At 63.3% G+C, this 16,388-nt stretch carries 17 protein-coding genes; 2 read left to right on the plus strand and 15 right to left on the minus strand.

The genetic code is table 11. The features are described 5' to 3' along the window. Nucleotides 1-110 precede the first annotated feature (110 nt). The 9 genes from pufA to C7G41_RS27495 form a co-directional block, all read right to left on the minus strand. Nucleotides 111-302 carry a light-harvesting antenna LH1, alpha subunit gene (gene pufA, locus C7G41_RS27455; RefSeq protein WP_015684467.1) on the minus strand — a complete coding sequence of 64 codons (192 nt, stop codon included), beginning with the start codon at nt 300-302 and terminating at the stop codon, nt 111-113. Between the two features lie 12 nt (nt 303-314). After that, a complete protein-coding gene (gene pufB / locus C7G41_RS27460; RefSeq protein ID WP_021076708.1) occupies nt 315-533 on the minus strand; it encodes a light-harvesting antenna LH1, beta subunit in 219 nt (72 codons plus the stop codon). Between the two features lie 118 nt (nt 534-651). Continuing rightward, nucleotides 652-966 carry a hypothetical protein gene (locus C7G41_RS27465; protein WP_245446709.1) on the minus strand — a complete coding sequence of 105 codons (315 nt, stop codon included), beginning with the start codon at nt 964-966 and terminating at the stop codon, nt 652-654. Beyond that, nucleotides 963-2,414: a chlorophyllide a reductase subunit Z gene (bchZ, locus tag C7G41_RS27470; protein WP_106945458.1), complete on the minus strand. Its 1,452-nt coding sequence runs from the start codon at nt 2,412-2,414 to the stop codon at nt 963-965. The genes C7G41_RS27465 and bchZ overlap by 4 nt, the downstream gene beginning before the upstream one ends. Then, nucleotides 2,414-4,021 (minus strand): chlorophyllide a reductase subunit Y, encoded by a 1,608-nt coding sequence (gene bchY, locus C7G41_RS27475; RefSeq protein WP_106945459.1) that lies wholly within the window; start codon nt 4,019-4,021, stop codon nt 2,414-2,416. Before bchY ends, bchZ begins: the two co-directional genes overlap by 1 nt. 22 nt (nt 4,022-4,043) lie before the next feature. Then, complete coding sequence (locus tag C7G41_RS27480; RefSeq protein ID WP_106945460.1) at nt 4,044-5,039, minus strand: chlorophyllide a reductase iron protein subunit X; 996 nt, start codon at nt 5,037-5,039, stop codon at nt 4,044-4,046. Continuing rightward, nucleotides 5,036-5,977: a chlorophyll synthesis pathway protein BchC gene (gene bchC / locus C7G41_RS27485; protein WP_106945461.1), complete on the minus strand. Its 942-nt coding sequence runs from the start codon at nt 5,975-5,977 to the stop codon at nt 5,036-5,038. The genes C7G41_RS27480 and bchC overlap by 4 nt, the downstream gene beginning before the upstream one ends. Before the next feature lie 70 nt (nt 5,978-6,047). Next, complete coding sequence (locus C7G41_RS27490; RefSeq protein ID WP_106945462.1) at nt 6,048-7,190, minus strand: methyltransferase; 1,143 nt, start codon at nt 7,188-7,190, stop codon at nt 6,048-6,050. A gap of 86 nt (nt 7,191-7,276) precedes the next feature. Continuing rightward, the gene (locus C7G41_RS27495; protein ID WP_106945463.1) at nt 7,277-8,143 is read right to left on the minus strand and encodes a polyprenyl synthetase family protein; all 867 of its coding nucleotides are present in this window, start codon (nt 8,141-8,143) and stop codon (nt 7,277-7,279) included. A 104-nt stretch (nt 8,144-8,247) separates the two neighbouring features. On the opposite strand from C7G41_RS27495, the gene crtD reads away from it, so the two are divergent. Both crtD and C7G41_RS27505 read left to right on the plus strand, forming a co-directional pair. After that, entirely contained in the window at nt 8,248-9,786 is a 1,539-nt protein-coding gene (gene crtD / locus C7G41_RS27500; RefSeq protein ID WP_106945464.1) for a 1-hydroxycarotenoid 3,4-desaturase CrtD, read from the plus strand. Beyond that, entirely contained in the window at nt 9,699-10,646 is a 948-nt protein-coding gene (locus C7G41_RS27505; protein ID WP_106945527.1) for a hypothetical protein, read from the plus strand. Before crtD ends, C7G41_RS27505 begins: the two co-directional genes overlap by 88 nt. An 11-nt stretch (nt 10,647-10,657) precedes the next feature. Here the strand turns inward: C7G41_RS27505 and C7G41_RS37955 are convergent, their stop codons facing one another. The 6 genes from C7G41_RS37955 to C7G41_RS27530 all read right to left on the minus strand — a co-directional run bounded on the left by C7G41_RS37955 (nt 10,658) and on the right by C7G41_RS27530 (nt 16,298). Next, on the minus strand, nt 10,658-10,804 hold the full coding sequence (locus tag C7G41_RS37955; RefSeq protein ID WP_199198645.1) for a hypothetical protein: 147 nt from the start codon (nt 10,802-10,804) through the stop codon (nt 10,658-10,660). A 63-nt stretch (nt 10,805-10,867) separates the two neighbouring features. After that, entirely contained in the window at nt 10,868-11,770 is a 903-nt protein-coding gene (gene hemF, locus C7G41_RS27510; RefSeq protein ID WP_106945465.1) for an oxygen-dependent coproporphyrinogen oxidase, read from the minus strand. Nucleotides 11,771-11,776: 6 nt separating this feature from the next. Beyond that, entirely contained in the window at nt 11,777-12,832 is a 1,056-nt protein-coding gene (locus tag C7G41_RS27515) for a phytoene/squalene synthase family protein (RefSeq protein WP_106945466.1), read from the minus strand. Further along, nucleotides 12,829-14,376 carry a phytoene desaturase gene (locus C7G41_RS27520; protein WP_106945467.1) on the minus strand — a complete coding sequence of 516 codons (1,548 nt, stop codon included), beginning with the start codon at nt 14,374-14,376 and terminating at the stop codon, nt 12,829-12,831. The genes C7G41_RS27515 and C7G41_RS27520 overlap by 4 nt, the downstream gene beginning before the upstream one ends. 56 nt (nt 14,377-14,432) lie before the next feature. Continuing rightward, a complete protein-coding gene (gene bchO / locus C7G41_RS27525) occupies nt 14,433-15,329 on the minus strand; it encodes an alpha/beta fold hydrolase BchO (RefSeq protein WP_106945468.1) in 897 nt (298 codons plus the stop codon). 9 nt (nt 15,330-15,338) lie between these two features. Continuing rightward, on the minus strand, nt 15,339-16,298 hold the full coding sequence (locus C7G41_RS27530; protein ID WP_106945469.1) for an alpha/beta fold hydrolase: 960 nt from the start codon (nt 16,296-16,298) through the stop codon (nt 15,339-15,341). Nucleotides 16,299-16,388 lie beyond the last annotated feature (90 nt).

The following is a 16,388-nucleotide window of genomic DNA, read 5'->3' on the forward strand; positions in this document are numbered from 1 at the left end:
TCCGCCTGCGAAAGCCAGCGTGACCATCATCTCCGGGTCGCTACCGGAAGCGGACGAGACGGGCCGCTCGATCCTGCCTCGTCCGTTCCGGTACGCATTTCGTCATGCCATCAGGACGGCATGCTTGGTGGTGTGTACGGCAGAGTGATCTCTGACGTTTTCGCCTTGCGAGGCCCGTCCAGCCAGTTGAACCGGTCGGTCGAGAGCAGGATGAAGTGGATCACGATCGCCAGTCCGAACAGGAACGTGAAGAGCGCGACCAAGGCACGGCGCGGATCGAACAGAAGCCAAATTCGCCACATGATTGCCTCCCTCTATGTCAGGTACGAAAGGGCGACGCTGGCGACGTGCTGGATGCTATCCAGCGCTGTCGTCTTGTAGCCGCCCGGGCCGGGCAACCACGGACGCCACATCCAGGCGAGGATATGGGCAACCACCGCGACAGCCGTGAAGAGCAGGAAGCTCGTCATGAATATCGAATGGAATTCCTTGGCTTCGGCTTCGGATAGCCCCGATAAGGAACCGTCCTTCATTTGGTATCCTCCTAGTGATGGCCTTGCGGCCGTTCGCCGCCCGAGCGTGGGCGACAGCGAATGCCGGACCTTTCGATACGGCGCTTATCCACCCGGCGACCGCCGGACGGAATCCCGGTCACAAGCCCATGAACGACGACGTCACGATCGTGCCCGCAGCAGTGCGGGCTTCCGTGAAGATCGACTCGCAATTCCTCGATTGATCGAATCCCACCTTTTTGCGCCAGGGTGTTAGCCGTGCGACCACTGCCCGTAATAGACACGCCATGTAGCAGGCGCCGAACATCACCCGCGTTTCGACGGACTTGTCCCCGCCTTGTGTCTTCGGTCGATCGCCATAAGCATAGTCGGACATCGACATCACCTCCCGATTGCGGCCTTGCACGTGCGGATGTGGAATCGCCGGAAACAAGCCGGCTTCGACCATTCTCATGCTGGCGCTCCACTCATCAGCGCAGCGCGCGCTCTGGTCACGGAATCCGTAGTGACGCACGCCTCGCCTGCCTGGCGCGCGCCGCTCTCTGCGGCATCGCGCAGGCGCTTGGCCGCAGAGATCCGCACCAGCACCGGGTGAGCCTCAAGCACCTCGTCGAGCAGTGCCTTGGCTTCGTCGCTCCAGAGAATTCCCTCGTGCAGCCGGGTCGGCGTCGGGTCGAGGCGATCGAGTTCGGCCGCGAGCGGCAAAATGTTGAACAACGCGTCGAACAGCGCGTTGCAGACTTCCTGGACGAGATAGGTCGCGCCCGAATAGCCCATGAATGGCGTGCCGGTGTGGCGGCGGATCACCGCGCCCGGGAAGGACGCCGGCACATAGATCGCCCGGCCCCCGGCCTCGGCCAAATACATGCGTTCGTTGTAGCTGCCGAACAGGATCAGCGGCGGCTTCTCGCGCACAGCAGATCGTACGGCATCGTTGTCCGGCTTGACGCCGGCTTTGCGCGCAAAGGAGAAGGTGCATGGCAGGCCCATTTCCTTTTCCAAGAAGTTTCTCACGCCGCGCGCATAGGTCTCGTTGGCGACGATGGCAAAGCTGGCCGTGCCGAAGAAATCCTGCGTCACCGACCGCCACAGATCCCACAGCGGCTTGATGGTGGTGTGCTTCTCGCGCGCAATGAACGGCTCGGGGTCGAGCCCCAGCAGTTCGCCGAGTTTGCGCAGGAATCGGGTGGTGGAGTGCAGTCCGATCGGCGCCTGCAAATATGGGCGCTCCAGCGCTTCGCACAGCATCCGGCCGAACTCGCGGTACATGCAGACGTTGACGTCCGCATTCACCAGCTTCGGAATGTCGGCAAGGTGGCTTCCAAGCGGAAACACCATGTTGACTTCGGCGCCGATGCCCTCGACCACCCGTCGAATTTCGGCGAGGTCGGACGGCATGTTGAAGGTGCCATAGATCGGCCCGATGATATTGACGCGGGGCTTGACGCCCTCGGCGCGGGGCTTGCGCTCTGGAATCTTCTTGACGCCATATTCCTTCCAGAGCCAGACGATGGCTCGGTCGGCGCTTTGCCACTGATCCTCGTCGATCGTGCGCGGCAGGAAGCGCTTGATGTTGGTTCCCTCCGGCGTCACGCCGCCACCGATCATTTCGGCGATCGAGCCCGTGACCACCACCGCCGGCAGATAGGGATCGAGCACGCGGTGTGCGCGTTTCATCGCCCCTTCGGTGCCGGTCTGGCCGAGCTCTTCCTCGCCGAGACCCGTCACCACGATCGGCAGCTCGTGCGGCGGCAGCGCGTCGGTGTAGTGTAGCACCGATGTAACCGGCAGATTCTCGCAGCCGACCGGACCATCGATGATGACCTGCATGCCCTTCACCGCAGTGAAGGCATAAACCGCGCCCCAATAGCCACCTGCGCGATCGTGATCGAGGACGAGCATCAGATCATCTCCTCGGCTTTGCGCTTTTTGGCCTGGGCTTCGATCTGCTTCTTGTACTTCTCCCGGAAAGCCACGTTCTCGTTCGGCGTATCTTCCCAGATGCCGGCGGCGGGACCTTCGCCGACATCGCCGAAGAACTCCTTCATCTCGTTGAAGCGGCTCTGGTTGGCGAGCGCAGCGTTGACGACCTGCGCCAGCGATCCGGCACCGGCGACGCCGAAGAGCGGACGCGCCGAAATCAGATTGGTGAAATACAGCGCCGGGATCGCGAGCTGCTTTGCCTTCTGGACGACCGGCGTGGTGCCGATGGCCAGATCGGGCTTGAATTCGCCGACGGCGGCCAGATCCATCTCCAGCGATGCGCGGTACTGAACCCGCGTGCCCCTGGCTTCCAGCCACTCACGATCGGCGTCCGACCATTGTGTCCTTGGGCAGGCCGTTCCGACATAGGGCACGCGCGCGCCGCTCTCGATCAGGAGCCGCGCGACCAACAGTTCGGAGCCTTCGTAACCAGAGACTGTAATACGCGCGTCGATCGGCCTCGCCGCCAGCGCGGCCTTGATCATCGGCAGGAAACGGTTTTTGGCAGCGTCGATCTTGTCGCGCGCGACGTTGCAGGCCGTGCCGATGGATTCGAGCCAGGCTTCGGTACCGTCATGCCCAACGGGCGCGGAGCCCATGATCTGGCGTCCGGCCAGTTCGAACTGGCGGAAGCTCGCCGTGTAGAACGGATGGATCGCGGCGATCACGGAGCCATCCAGCGCGGCATAGAGCTCGCGCCACTCTCGCGTAGGAACCACCGGACCAGCCGCCAGACCGAGCGGCTCCAGCATCATGCCAATGCCGACAGGGTCGGCGGGAAACATCTCACCGACCAGAGTGACTGTCGGCCGTTCGCTCTTGCCGCCGCGCGGCGCCTGCACCGGCCCCTGCTCCACTTCCTTGCGGGCATATTCGAGCATCGCCGCCGCCAGTACGTCCTTGGCCTCGGCATGGGTCGGCACACCGAACCCCGGCACGTCGATGCCGATGATGCGCACGCCGTTGATTTCATCCGGCAGCAGATCGAGGGGAACGCCGGACGCCGTCGGCACGCAGAGATTGGTGATGATGATGGTGTCGTACAGCGCGGGGTCAGCGAGCTTGAAGACGGCTTCGCGAATGTCTTCGAACAGCTTGCCGGTGACCAATGTCTCCGAATTAAAGGGAACGTAGCCAACCGTGCGTCGCGCGCCGTAGAAATGTGAAGTGAAGGTCAGCCCGTAGACGCAGCAGGCCGAGCCCGACAGGATCGTCGCGGTGCGCCGCATTCGCAGGCCGACCCGGAGCGAGCCAAACGCCGGGCACATGCTTTGCGGCTGGTCATGCGGACCCTTGGGATAGTCGGCGGCATAGCGATCGAGAATGTCGCTCTTTCCCGCAACGCTGGCGGCGGCCTTAAGCTCATCAGCACCGCCATGACAGCCCAGCCCGTCGCCCTTCGTCGCTGCTGCGTTAGCGGCGGGCGGTGCACTGGCAGCATCCGTCGTAGTCAAATCGACGTCGAGGGGCTCGTTCACGACAGACTCGGCTATGGCACCGGCATATCGCGGCAGGATTACGTTCATGTTGCGCTCCGCATCATGCTGCTCACGCCGCGTCGTAGACGACTTCGAGGGACGGCTTGTCGACGACGGACTTGCCGCACATGTCTTCCATGGTCGCAGGCTCGAGCACGACGCCGCGGCCGACCACTTCGCCCTTGAACAGGCCGAGCAGACCGTCCTGCGTCAGCGGCGCGGGACGAACCGGCGGCGCCAGGCCGACATTGGTAGCGAGTTCCTCGAACAAGGAGCTCCACTGCCCGCCAGGCAGGCCGATGATCTCGTAATTCGCGCTCTTCTTGCGGATGTCGTCGTCGGCCGGGATTGCCGCAAGGACGGGAATGCCGACGGTCTTGGCGAATGCCGCCGCCTCACCGGTGCCGTCGTCCTTGTTGATGACCATGCCGGCAACGCCGACATTGCCGCCGAGCTTGCGGAAATATTCAACCGCAGAGCAGACGTTGTTGGCGACATACAGCGACTGTAAATCGTTGGAGCCGACGACGATGACCTTCTGGCACATGTCACGCGCGATCGGCAGGCCGAAGCCGCCGCAGACCACGTCGCCGAGGAAGTCGAGCAGCACGTAGTCGAACCCCCACTCGTGGAAGCCGAGCTTCTCCAGCAGCTCGAAGCCGTGGATGATGCCGCGGCCGCCACAGCCGCGGCCGACTTCGGGGCCACCGAGCTCCATCGCGAACACGCCGTCGCGCTTGAAGCAGACGTCGCCGATCTTCACTTCCTCGCCGGCAAGCTTCTTCTTCGACGACGTCTCGATGATGGTCGGACAGGCGCGACCGCCGAACAGCAGCGACGTGGTGTCGCTCTTCGGGTCGCAGCCGATCAACAGCACTTTTTTGCCCTGCTGTGCCATCATGTAGGACAAATTGGCCAGCGTAAAACTCTTGCCGATGCCGCCCTTGCCATAGATGGCGATGATCTGGGTTTCCTTGGTCGCCGGCGTCGTTACCGGCGCGTCCGGCTCGATCGACGCCTCCGCCCGCAGAGCGTCCTTCATGTTGATGGTTGGCACGACATTCATGAGAGCGAACTCCAGTTCAGGACCATTTTCAGGCACGCCGGATCCTCGAACGCGATGCGATAAGCGTTTGGGGAATCCTGCGCGTCGTGGTGGTGGGTGATCAGACCGTCGAGCGACAGGCGCCCGGATTCGATAAGCGTCTTGATTGCGACGAGATCGGACGGTTGCCATTCGGCCGCAATGCGAAGCCGCGCCTCGCGCATGAACGCGGGCGGGAACGCAAAGGACAGTCGCTCGCTGTAGAAACCGGCCAGCACGATCTCACCGCCGGGCGCGATGCGGCCGATCAGGGAATCGAGCAGGCCCGCATCGCCGCTGACATCGTAAATGCTCTTGTAGTCGCGCCGCGTATCATGTTCGGGATCGATCACACCGTAATCGACGGCACCCCCGACGCGTGCCGGATTCTTCTCCCACACGGTCGGCGGCTTGTTGCGAAGCGCGAGCGAGATGCGCGCCAGCAGTCGTCCCAGCACGCCATGACCGACGATGCAGTCCGGCGCCGAGGCATCCCGCGCCGCGATGGCGTGATAGGCGGTCGCCGCCAGCGCCAGCAGGATTCCACGTTCGCCGAGGTTCTGATCGAGCGGCACCACGCGTTTGGCCGGCACCACCAGGCGCGAGGCGGAGGCCCCGAACAGGCCGCGAACCTCGCCAAAACACTTCGCGCCGGGAACGAAGACCCGCCGGCCAGGATGCAGATCGGTGGCAGATCCCGCTTCGACGATATGCCCGACCGACTCGTAGCCGGGCACCAGCGGATATCCCATGCCCGGAAACGGAGGCATCCGGCCCGACCAGAGCAATCTCTCTGTGCCGGTGCTGACGCCGCTCCACTCGACATCGACGACGATGTCGTCGGCGGTCGGAGGAGTCAAAGCAAGCCGATTGAGCTCGATCTGCTCAGGCTGCTTGAGAACTACCGCGATGGTCTCCATCGCTCACTCCGATCTTCGGCGGATGCGGAGGAATTCCGCGACTGTCATGCTAAACTTACATTTTAGACTGTCAAGTTTGATTAACGTCAATCTCGCTTTTTCGCGCGATGATCACTGAGGCCAGCATCGGCATCGCGACGGGCCGCAGCGCAATATCGGTAAAGCCGGCCTCGGTGAGCATCTCGCGCAGCCGCGCGAAGGTCCGAGGACGGCCGCTGCCCATCGCCAATAGATAAAAGGCGAAATAGGCGTCCCCGATCGGCTCGGCGCCGCGGACGCCCGAGATAGGCTCGGCAATCAGAAGCGTGCCGCCGATCGGCAAGGAAGAGTGAACGGCGCGCAGCAACGCCATGACGTCAGCGTCGTCGTGATCGTGGATCACCCGCACCAGCGAGACGATATCGGCTCCCTCGGGGAGACGGTTCACAAGGAAGCTGCCTCCGATTGCAACCGCACGTGATGACAGACCCTCCGCACGAAATCGCTCGCTGGCCTGGTCGGCGACCGCGGGCAAGTCGAACAGCACGCAGCGCAATTTTGGTGCCTGTGCCGCGACGTCGGCGATGAAGGAGCCGTCGCCGCCGCCGACGTCGAGCAGGCGGCGATGTCCGCGAAAAGAATGGGCCGACAGCACCTGCCGCGAGATCATCGGTTGCGACGCCGCCATCAATGCGGTGTAAGGCGCGATCTCGTCGCGCGACAGATTGGCGGCCTTGCGACTGCCTGCATAGGGCCAATACGCAGCGAGCCGCCCCGCCCCGACGTCACCGCGCAGCAGCGCGATCGGATCCCGCAAATCATCGTACAGCATCGCATGATGCTCGATCATGGCGACGACGCCGGGATTGCCCCTCAGGGCTGCGCCGAGCGAACCGAGACCGTAACGGCCGTCGCTGCGACGCTGCAGCAGTTGCAGCGAGACCGCCGCATCAAGCAGCATCAAAGTCGCATCGGCCGGCAACGGCATAAGCGATGCCAGCTCTGCCGAACTGAGCGGGCCATTTGCCAGTTGATCGAACAGCTTCAAACGGACGCACGCGAACAGGACCTGCGAATAGACGAAGCCGGCACAGAGATCGAACAGCTCGCTCGCACGCCGCCGCGCAATCGGCCGCGTTAGCACAAAATTGCCTGCAAATCGCTGAAATCTGGGATTGGCCAAGATCGAATCGCGCCAGTCCAGCAGGCGATCATGCAGAGACAACCGCGACAAGCAGTGGCCTGAAGGGGCGACATCCACACCGCGCGGCGCGTTGGATTCTCCCCCGCCCTCACGATGCGCGATCGCAGCCATGATGACTACGCAGCGAACTGGGCAAGCTTGGCAGGCACCAGGCGCCTGGCTTCCGAGAGCATGAGCGAACGCAGCTCGGCGCCATTGGGGCATGGCGGGATCGCATCGATCGCGCCGCGCACCAGATCATGCAGACGGTAGAGCGCGCCATCGAGACCCAGCTCGATCACCGCGCTGGGACGCCCGAGCGCGAGGTCGCGGCCGACGGGCTTGCCGATCTCTTCCTCGTCCGAGGCGGCATCCCGAATATCATCGGCGACCTGATAGGCCTCGCCGAGTTTCTCCCCGACGATTCGCCACGGCTCGCAATCGGCGCCGGCCGACGCAGCTCCTGCAACGGTCGCCGCAGCAAACAGAGCGCCCGTCTTGGCGCGATGGTAATGCACGAGATCGATCTTGTCTTCGCATTCCCAGGCTTGACCCGCGACGATGCCCAAGGGCACGCCGACGGATCGAGCCACCGTCAGGGTCAGCGTCGCCAGCCGCTCCGGCGTGCATTGAAGACGCGCCAGCCTCTGGAATGCGAGCACGATCAACGCGTCTCCAGTGAGAACCGCGAGCGGCTCGCCAAACGCCTTGTGCACGGAAGGACGGCCGCGCCGCGTCTCCGCCGCGTCGAAGCACGGCAGGTCGTCGTGCACGAGCGAGGCACAATGCAGGAGTTCGAGCGCCGCGCCGGCAGCCTCGGTGGCAGCGGGATGATCCTCGCCGCAGGCCGCGGCGACGCTGTGGCAGAGCCTTGGCCGCACCCGCGCACCGCGGGGAAACACCGCATAACGCATGGCCGCCGCCAGGCGGGGCGGACAGCCGGGAAGCTCGGCCTGATCAATCGCGTCGTTCAGTGCCCGTTCGATCCGGCTGGTGACGTCCATGGCAGGCTCCCGTGTTTAACACAAGAAATGTCAATTTGACTTGTCGCCAAGAGTGTAAATAAATATAGACACATGTCAATCGACAACCCGGAGTCGTTGCGCATATGCCCAGAGATCGTGTTGTCGTTGTCGGCAGCGGCGTCGCGGGGCTGGTCTCCGCCTTCGCGCTCGCAGCACGCGGCCTCGATGTGACTGTTCTCGAACGTGCCGCCGCGCCGGGCGGCAAGATGCGGGAGATCGCGATCGGTTCGTCACGGATCGACAGCGGTCCGACCGTCTTCACGATGCGCTGGGTGTTCGACGAACTGTTCGCGGCAGCCGGCCGGAATTTCACAGACCACGTTCGCCTGCGCCCGCTGGAGATTCTGGCGAGACACGCCTGGGACGAGCACGCCCGTCTCGATCTGTTCGCCGATCAGGAGCGCACTGTCGAGGCCATCGGGAACTTTGCGGGCGCGGAGGAAGCGGACGGCTATCGCGCTTTCTGCCGGGACACGAGGCGCATCTACGAGATTCTCGAAAAGCCTTTCCTGCGCGTTTCACAGCCGAGCATGGGCGGACTGATCGGCGCCGATGGCCTGCGCGGACTGATGCGATTGCCGCAGATCAAGCCGTTCTCGTCGATGTGGTCGGCGCTGGGACGATATTTCGTCGATCCAAGACTGCGGCAGTTGTTCGCGCGCTATGCAACCTATTGCGGATCGTCGCCGTATCTGGCGCCGGCGACCTTGATGCTGGTCGCGCATGTCGAACGTGAAGGCGTCTGGAGCATCGACGGCGGCATGCACGCGCTCGCCAAAGCGCTGGCGGATTGCGTAACTTCCTTTGGCGGTACGATCCGCTACGGTGAAGACGTCAGCGAAGTGCTGATCTCCGGCGGCCGCGCCAGTGGCGTCAGGCTCGCAAGCGGCGAGCACATTGCCGCCGACGCCGTCATCATGAACGCAGATGTCGGCGCCATCGCAGACGGAATGTTCGGCGTCTCCGCCCGTCGCGCCGCAACGGCGATCCCGCTTCGAGCCCGCTCGCTGTCAGCCATGACATGGAGCGTCGTCGCAAAGGCGGATGGCTTCCCGCTCCATCGGCACAACGTCTTTTTCTCGAGCGACTATGCAGCCGAGTTCGACGACATTTTCGCGCACGACCGGCTCCCTCGCCGGCCGACGGTCTATGTCTGCGCCCAGGATCGCGACAACCAGGATATCGCGCCGGGCGGTCCCGAGCGGTTTCTGGTCCTCGTCAACGCGCCCGCAAATGGCGACCGTCGCGTCTACGAAGCAGCGGAGGTGGAACGATGTGCGCAGCGGACATTCGGCATGCTGGAGCGATGCGGCCTGCGAATCCAACCGCAGGCGGATGCGATGCAAGTGACGACGCCAGCGGATTTCAACCGGATGTTTCCGGCCACCGGCGGCGCGCTATACGGCCGCAGTTCGCACGGATGGACGGCGTCTTTCCAGCGTCCGGGAGTGCGAACCAGAATTCCGGGCCTGTACCTGGCGGGAGGCAGCACGCATCCGGGTCCGGGCGTGCCGATGGCGGCATTGTCCGGCCGATCGGCGGCAGCCAGCCTGCTCGCGGACCTGACTTCTCGCGGGTCGTTCCGGCGAACGGCTATGCGTGGTGGTACGTCGATGCGCTGAGCGACGACGGGCAGAACGGCATTGCGATCATTGCTTTCATCGGCAGCGTGTTCTCACCCTATTACGCATTCGCACGGCGCAAGCAGCCGGCCGATCCGCTCAATCATTGCGCCATCAATGTCGCCGTCTATCGGAAGGGCGGCGATCACTGGGCTATGACGGAGCGGCCGCGCGGGGCGGTCAGCCGCGCGATGGACACGTTTGCAGTGGGCCCAAGCCATCTGTCCTGGGACGGCAAGTCGCTGACCATCAACGTCGATGAAATCTCGGTTCCGATTCCCGGCCGTCTGCGCGGAACCATCCGACTGCTTCCTAAGGCGATCACGCAGCAGTCTTTCTTGTTGAATGAGGAAGGCCATCATCAATGGTGGCCGATAGCGCCATGCGCGCGCGTCCAGGTGCGGCTCGATCATCCGCGCCTGAGCTGGCAGGGTGACGGCTATTTCGACATGAACTGCGGTGACGCACCGCTGGAACAGGGTTTTTCAGATTGGCAATGGTCACGCGGCGCGATGCAGGACGGCACGGCGATCCTTTACGAAGCGGAGCGCCGCGACGGCACCCGGGTCGACCTTGCGATGACCTTCGATCCGAACGGACAGATGCAGGCTTTCGACCCGCCGCCGATGGTGGACCTGAGCCGAACCGGCTGGCGCGTCGCCCGCAGCGTTCGCAGCGATAGTGCCGCCAAGATCGTCAAGACCCTCGAAGATGCGCCGTTCTATGCCCGCTCGGTCGTCTCGGCGAAGCTGCTCGGCGAGCCCGTGACCTTGATGCACGAAAGCCTCTCGCTCGATCGCTTCAAGATGCCGATCGTACAGGCCATGTTGCCGTTCCGCATGCCGCGGGCGCGGCGTTAGAGCTGGTGGGATCAGGGTGACGCGGTCGGCTTTTGCTGCTTCGCGCGTTCAGCTTCCTTCTTTCTGTCGAGCCGCCGGCAAACCAGCTCGAGGATGCCCCAGGCCGCCGCGAACATGAACACCACGGAGAACTCGATGAAACCAAGATAGCTGTCCATGATATCGTCTCGCGCAGCTCTTCGCAGCTACCGCTTCAGTGCAGAATTGATTTCGGCCGAAAGCTACGCCCAGCTCACCAGCGGCGGCATCGAGCTCAGGATGGTCTCGATGTTGCCGCCGGTCTGAAGTCCGAACATCGTGCCGCGGTCGTAGAGCAGATTGAACTCGACATAGAGGCCCCGGCAGGCAAGCTGCTGCGCGCGCTCGGCTTCGGTCCACGGCTCCATCATCCGCCGGCGGACGATCCGGGGATAGACATCCAGCATGGCAAGCCCGACGTCGCGCGTGAAGGCGAAGTCCTTCTCGAAATCACCGGTGTCGAGATGATCGTAGAAGATGCCGCCGACGCCGCGGGCCTGGCCGCGGTGGGGAAGGAAGAAGTAGGTGTCGGCCCACGGTTTGAACTTGCCGTAATAAGCAGGATCGTGCGTGTCGCAGGCCCGCTTCATCGCAGCATGAAACGCGACGGCGTCTGACGCGTCCTGGTTTCTCTGGTCCGGCAGCATCGGCGTGAGGTCCGCGCCTCCGCCGAACCAGCCCTTTGCGGTGGACAGAAACCGCGTATTCATGTGTACGGTCGGCACACGCGGGCTGCGCGGATGCATGATCAGGCTGATGCTGGCGGAGACGTAGTCGAGCTGAATGCCGTCGCCCGGCAGCGTTTTGGCCATGTCCGGCGTGAGCGTCCCGTTGGCCGACGACGTATGAATACCGATCTTCTCGAAGAGTCTCCCGCCGCTGAGAAAGCCGCCGGTGCCGCCGCCGCTACCGGTCGACCTCTGCCATGACTTGTAGATGAAGGTCGCAGGCTCCCCCGGAAACAGCTCGGCCGGCGCCTCGCGCTCCAGGAGCTCGACTTCGGCACAGATCCTGTCGCGCAGCGATTCGAACCAGACTTTCGCTTCGGCCCGCCGCCGTTCGGCGAGAGCGTTGTCGCCTTCCCGGAAGGGCTCGGTCCCGTGCATCTCGCTCTACCGGTAGGAGGCCGTTCGTTGCAGTTGATCGCGGCGTTCGAGCCGCTCGAACAGGTCGATTACCCAGACCACGCGATCCTCGATCGGCCTCCGCGGCTTGGCGTTCTCGCGCAGCGGCGTTGCCGCCACGGCCTCGACCAGGAAACGGGTCTCTTCGACAGCTGCGGTATGGACGACGAGATTTTGCGCAGGCGCCCATTTCGTTTGCGGCAAGAGCAGCGTTCGCGCCAGGACGGCGAGTTTGCGATTGGTCGAGACGACCGCACGCCTCGAAACAGAATCCAGCCCGCTCCGCTCCAACTCGCGGCCGATCTCGGCATAAAGCGCGCGGGCCGCGTAGATGCCGGGGCGGCAGCCGATCGGCAAACTGGCAATCCCGAGGGTTGCCCGGGAATAGAAGGCATCGGCGGCATCCAGCAGGCGCTGTACGATGGCCGAAATCTCGGGTGTGAAGGACGGAGTCAGTAGCCAGGCGTCCGGATCGATGCCCGCCTCACGTAGCCACAACTGCGGCAGGTAGAGCCGGCCGGCGCGGGCATCCTCGCCGACATCGCGAGCGATGTTGGTAAACTGCATCGCGATGCCGAGATCGCAGGCGCGTGCAACGATCTCGGGGGCGCGCTGTCCCATGACCAGTGTCATCATCGCACCGACGGCGCCCGCAACCCGGGCGGCGTAGGCAGTGAGATCCTGCAATGCCTCATAGCGCCGGGCCTCCGCATCCCATGCCAGCCCTTCCAGCAGGGCTTCGGGCAGCTCGCGAGGAATGCAGAATTTCGTGACGACATCGGCGAACAGGCGATCAGCAGCGAGGTCCATCGGCTGGTGTCGATAGGCGCGATCGAGCCGGTCCCGCAGCCGCGCCACTGCGGCGGCGCGGTCGCTGCCGAGATCGACGGCATCATCCGCCAAACGACAGAACGCGTAGAGCGCGATGGCGGGATCGGCGACCCGGCGCGGCAGCACCTTGGAGGCTGCATTGAAGGTCCGCGAACCGCCTTTGAGCAGCGAGCGGCAGGCAGCCATGTCGGTAGGATCGAGCCGTATCGTCATGCGGTCACCAGGCTTGCAAGGTGTGAGGCATCAGGCACCAGAGACTCCAGAACGCGCGCCGAGGACAGCACGCCGGGCAGGCCCGCTCCGGGATGCGTACCGGCGCCCACCAGATACAAATTTTCGATATCTTCGCTCTTGTTGTGCGGGCGAAACCACGCGCTTTGCGTGAGGATCGGCTCCAGACCAAAAGCCGCGCCGCGGAACGAGGAGAGCCGGTCCTGAAAATCCTGCGGCGTCAGCATGCGCGAACTGACGATCTCGTTCTCCAGACCGGGCAGTACGGTCCTGGAGAGTTCGCCTGCAATTGCCTGGCGATAATCATCGGCCACCACGCTCCAGTCGGTTCCGCTTTGCAGATGCGGCACGGGTGAGAGCACGTAGAACGCATCGCAGCCATCGGGTGCAAGGGAGGCATCCGTCGCAGTCGGGCGATGCAGATACAGGCTGAAATCGTCGGCCAGAACCTTGCGATCGAAGATGTCGGTCAGCAGTCGCTTGTAGCGCGGCCCCAGCAGGATCGTGTGGTGCGGCACGCCCTCGTATCTGCGACGTGTGCCGAAGTACCAGACGAACAGGCTCATGGAATAGCGCGCGCGTTCGATGCGCCGGTCGGTCCAGCGCGCTCGCGCTGACGCAGGCACGAGATGGCGATAGGTCCATGCGGAATCCGCATTGGAGACGACGACATCGGCTTCAATGGTCTCGCCCGAATCTAGCCTTACCCCTCGAGCGACACCGTTGGTCACGACGATCTCGCGGACCTCCTGGTTGCAGCGGAGACTACCACCCTGCCCCTCGATCAGCCTGACCAGGCCGTCAACCAACCGCCCAGTGCCGCCAAGCGAAAAATGCACGCCCCAACGCCGCTCCAGAAACGCGATCAGGCAGTAAATCGAACTCGCCGTGAGCGGGTTGCCGCCAATCAATAGTGGATGAAAGCTGAACACGACCCGTAATCGCGTGTCGCGGAAGAATTTTGAAACCAGCGAGTAGACACTGCGATAGCTCGACAGCCGCAGCATCTCGGGCGCGATCTTCGCCATATCCGTCCACTTGCTGAACGCAACGTCGCCGAGCCGCTCGAAACCAACCTTGAATATTTCTTCGCTGGCCTTCATGTACGCGTCGTAACCGTCGACATCTGACGGAGAGAACCGCGCGGTCTCGCGGCGCATCGCGCCAGGATCGCCGGAATAGTCAAAATGAGAACCGTCCTGAAAGCGGATCCGATAAAACGGCGACACAGGCACCAGCGTCACATCGTCGGACATCTTTCGTCCGCACAGCTTCCACAATTCCTCGAACAGGAACGGTGCGGTGACGATGGTCGGCCCCGCATCGAAGGTGAAGCCATCCTGCCGGTAGACATAGGCCCGGCCGCCTGGAGCATCGAGCTTCTCGAGAACAGTGACGCAGTAGCCCTTTGCGCCGAGCCGGATCGCGGCTGCCAATCCGCCAAAGCCGCTGCCGATCACCACCGCATGCGGCTGGCGATGCGATGGGGCTAATGGCGTTGCTCGGACTGAGGTTGAATCCAGCATGAGGCCACTGTAACTATTTCTTGACAATTTCCTAGTCTAAAAGTGTATATTTTCATTTACATTTCTTGCGCCGCTTTCCCGGCCGCGTTAGCGTGCGCGTACTTCAAGATGAGCTGCGCAATCAGTTGCGGCCGCTCTTCGTGCGCGAGATGGCCGAGGCCGGGCAGTCGCTCGATCACAGCGTTTGGAAGAATCTCGCGAACCTGCCGTGCGACCTCCGGCGAGATCGAGCGATCATTCGTGGCGACCACCAGGATCAGCGCCGTCGTCAGCCGTGGCAGATCATGCAGGAGCGGTTCGAGTTTCCAATTCGCCATCATCCGCAGCGCGGCCGCAACGTGCTCGGGATTCCGCACCAGCTTGCGGTAGAGCGCAATGCCCTCCTGATCGATCGCCGACCCAGTGTTGGCGATCAGCCGCTCGACCGTGCCGGCATGAGATGCCTGCCAGGCGAACACGCGCGGCACCAAAGGATTCATCACCAAGAGATTTGCCAAAGGCGAGAACAATTGGTTGGCGATGCCGCCAAACGGCATGAAGGCGCCATTCAGGGCGATAAGCAGGCGCGGCGCCATAAAGCCAGCGAGACACATGCCGGCCGATATCGCCGCCCCTGCCGAATGACCGACCACCGTATCCGGCCTGACCTCCAGTTTGCGCAGCAGCGCGCCGATATCCGCCGCCATGCCCGGCAGCGACAGCCGATGGGACGGCGGGGATTGCGTAAATCCGTGTCCTGGCAAATCCGGCGCGACCACAGAGAAATGCTGGGCCAGCAGCGGCAACAATTCACGCCAGGAATGTGTGGCGGCCCCGGTGCCGTGGATCAAGAGCAGCGACGGCCCCTCGCCCATTCGCTGCAAATGCCAGCGAATACCGGCCGCTTCGACGAACTCGCTGGCATTCCGGTTGGGCCAGTCTGCACCATCTCGACTCCAGACGAGACCGGACACAGCAACGCCTTATGACGGCAATGCCGACGGCAAGCCGGCAAGAAACGCATCGTACGCCGCAATGAATTCGGCTTCGGCCTCGAAGTGCGGCATCGCACCGGTCGAGAACACATTGATGGTCCAGTTGGCGCGGCCCTCGACTTGCGTCTTGTTGCTGTAGTCGACGAAATCGCCGCGCACGCCGTGACTCATCCAGACCGGGAGTGTCAGCGAATTGTAGATCTTCGGAATGTCCTTGCTGAACAGGAGGCCCGAAACGAAGTAATAGGGCGCATGCTGCGCTCCAGGCTGACGGGCGGTCACATAGTCGTAGTTCAGCAGGCCCTCGTCGATATTGGTCGAGCCCCAGGTTTTGTTCAGGAAGTAGCGGATCATGCGCCGGCTGGTCAGCAGCCGGAAGAAGCCCTCACTCCACAACGGAAATTCGAAAAGGCCGTGCAGCCACGGCTTGCCGCGGGTGCCGTCACGCTTATTGGTGTTCTTGTCCAGCGTGGTGAAACCCGTCGGGCTGACGAGGGCAAGAGAGCGGAACGCCAAAGGCGATTCGGAGACCGCGCGAGCAAGGAATTCCGACGACAGCGACACCGCCAGTGCGTCAATCGGGATGCGCCCGAAATCGCTCTGGATCTCGCGGACCGCGATCAGTATCGCGTCCGTCATCATGCGAACGGTATATTCGCGCTTTCCGCGGTCCGAATGACCAAAGCCCGGAAGCTCCAGCGCGTAGACCGTCCGGCTTCGGCGGTAATGCTCGTAGAGCGGCTTAACCTCATAAGCCGAAGCCGCCGCGTTGACACTGTGCACGAGCAATAGCGGTGGAAATTTGCCGGGGGTTTCGGGACCGGCCGAATAGTAAGTCAATCTCCCGACCGGACTGCCGATCTCGTGGCGCTGACCGGAAACGGGCGCTGGCAGTTCGTTCGTGCCACGCAAAGCGCCAGGACTGTTGGTCGGGGCGCCTGCGCTCATTGCAAATCTCCTTTTCGAACCGGATCGCATCTCGCCGTGGCCAAGACCGTAACAGCAGTGTATCAGAGCTGACAATCATAGTTGTCGGCC

It is taken from the genome of Bradyrhizobium sp. MOS002 (assembly GCF_003020115.1).
Taxonomy (GTDB): domain Bacteria; phylum Pseudomonadota; class Alphaproteobacteria; order Rhizobiales; family Xanthobacteraceae; genus Bradyrhizobium.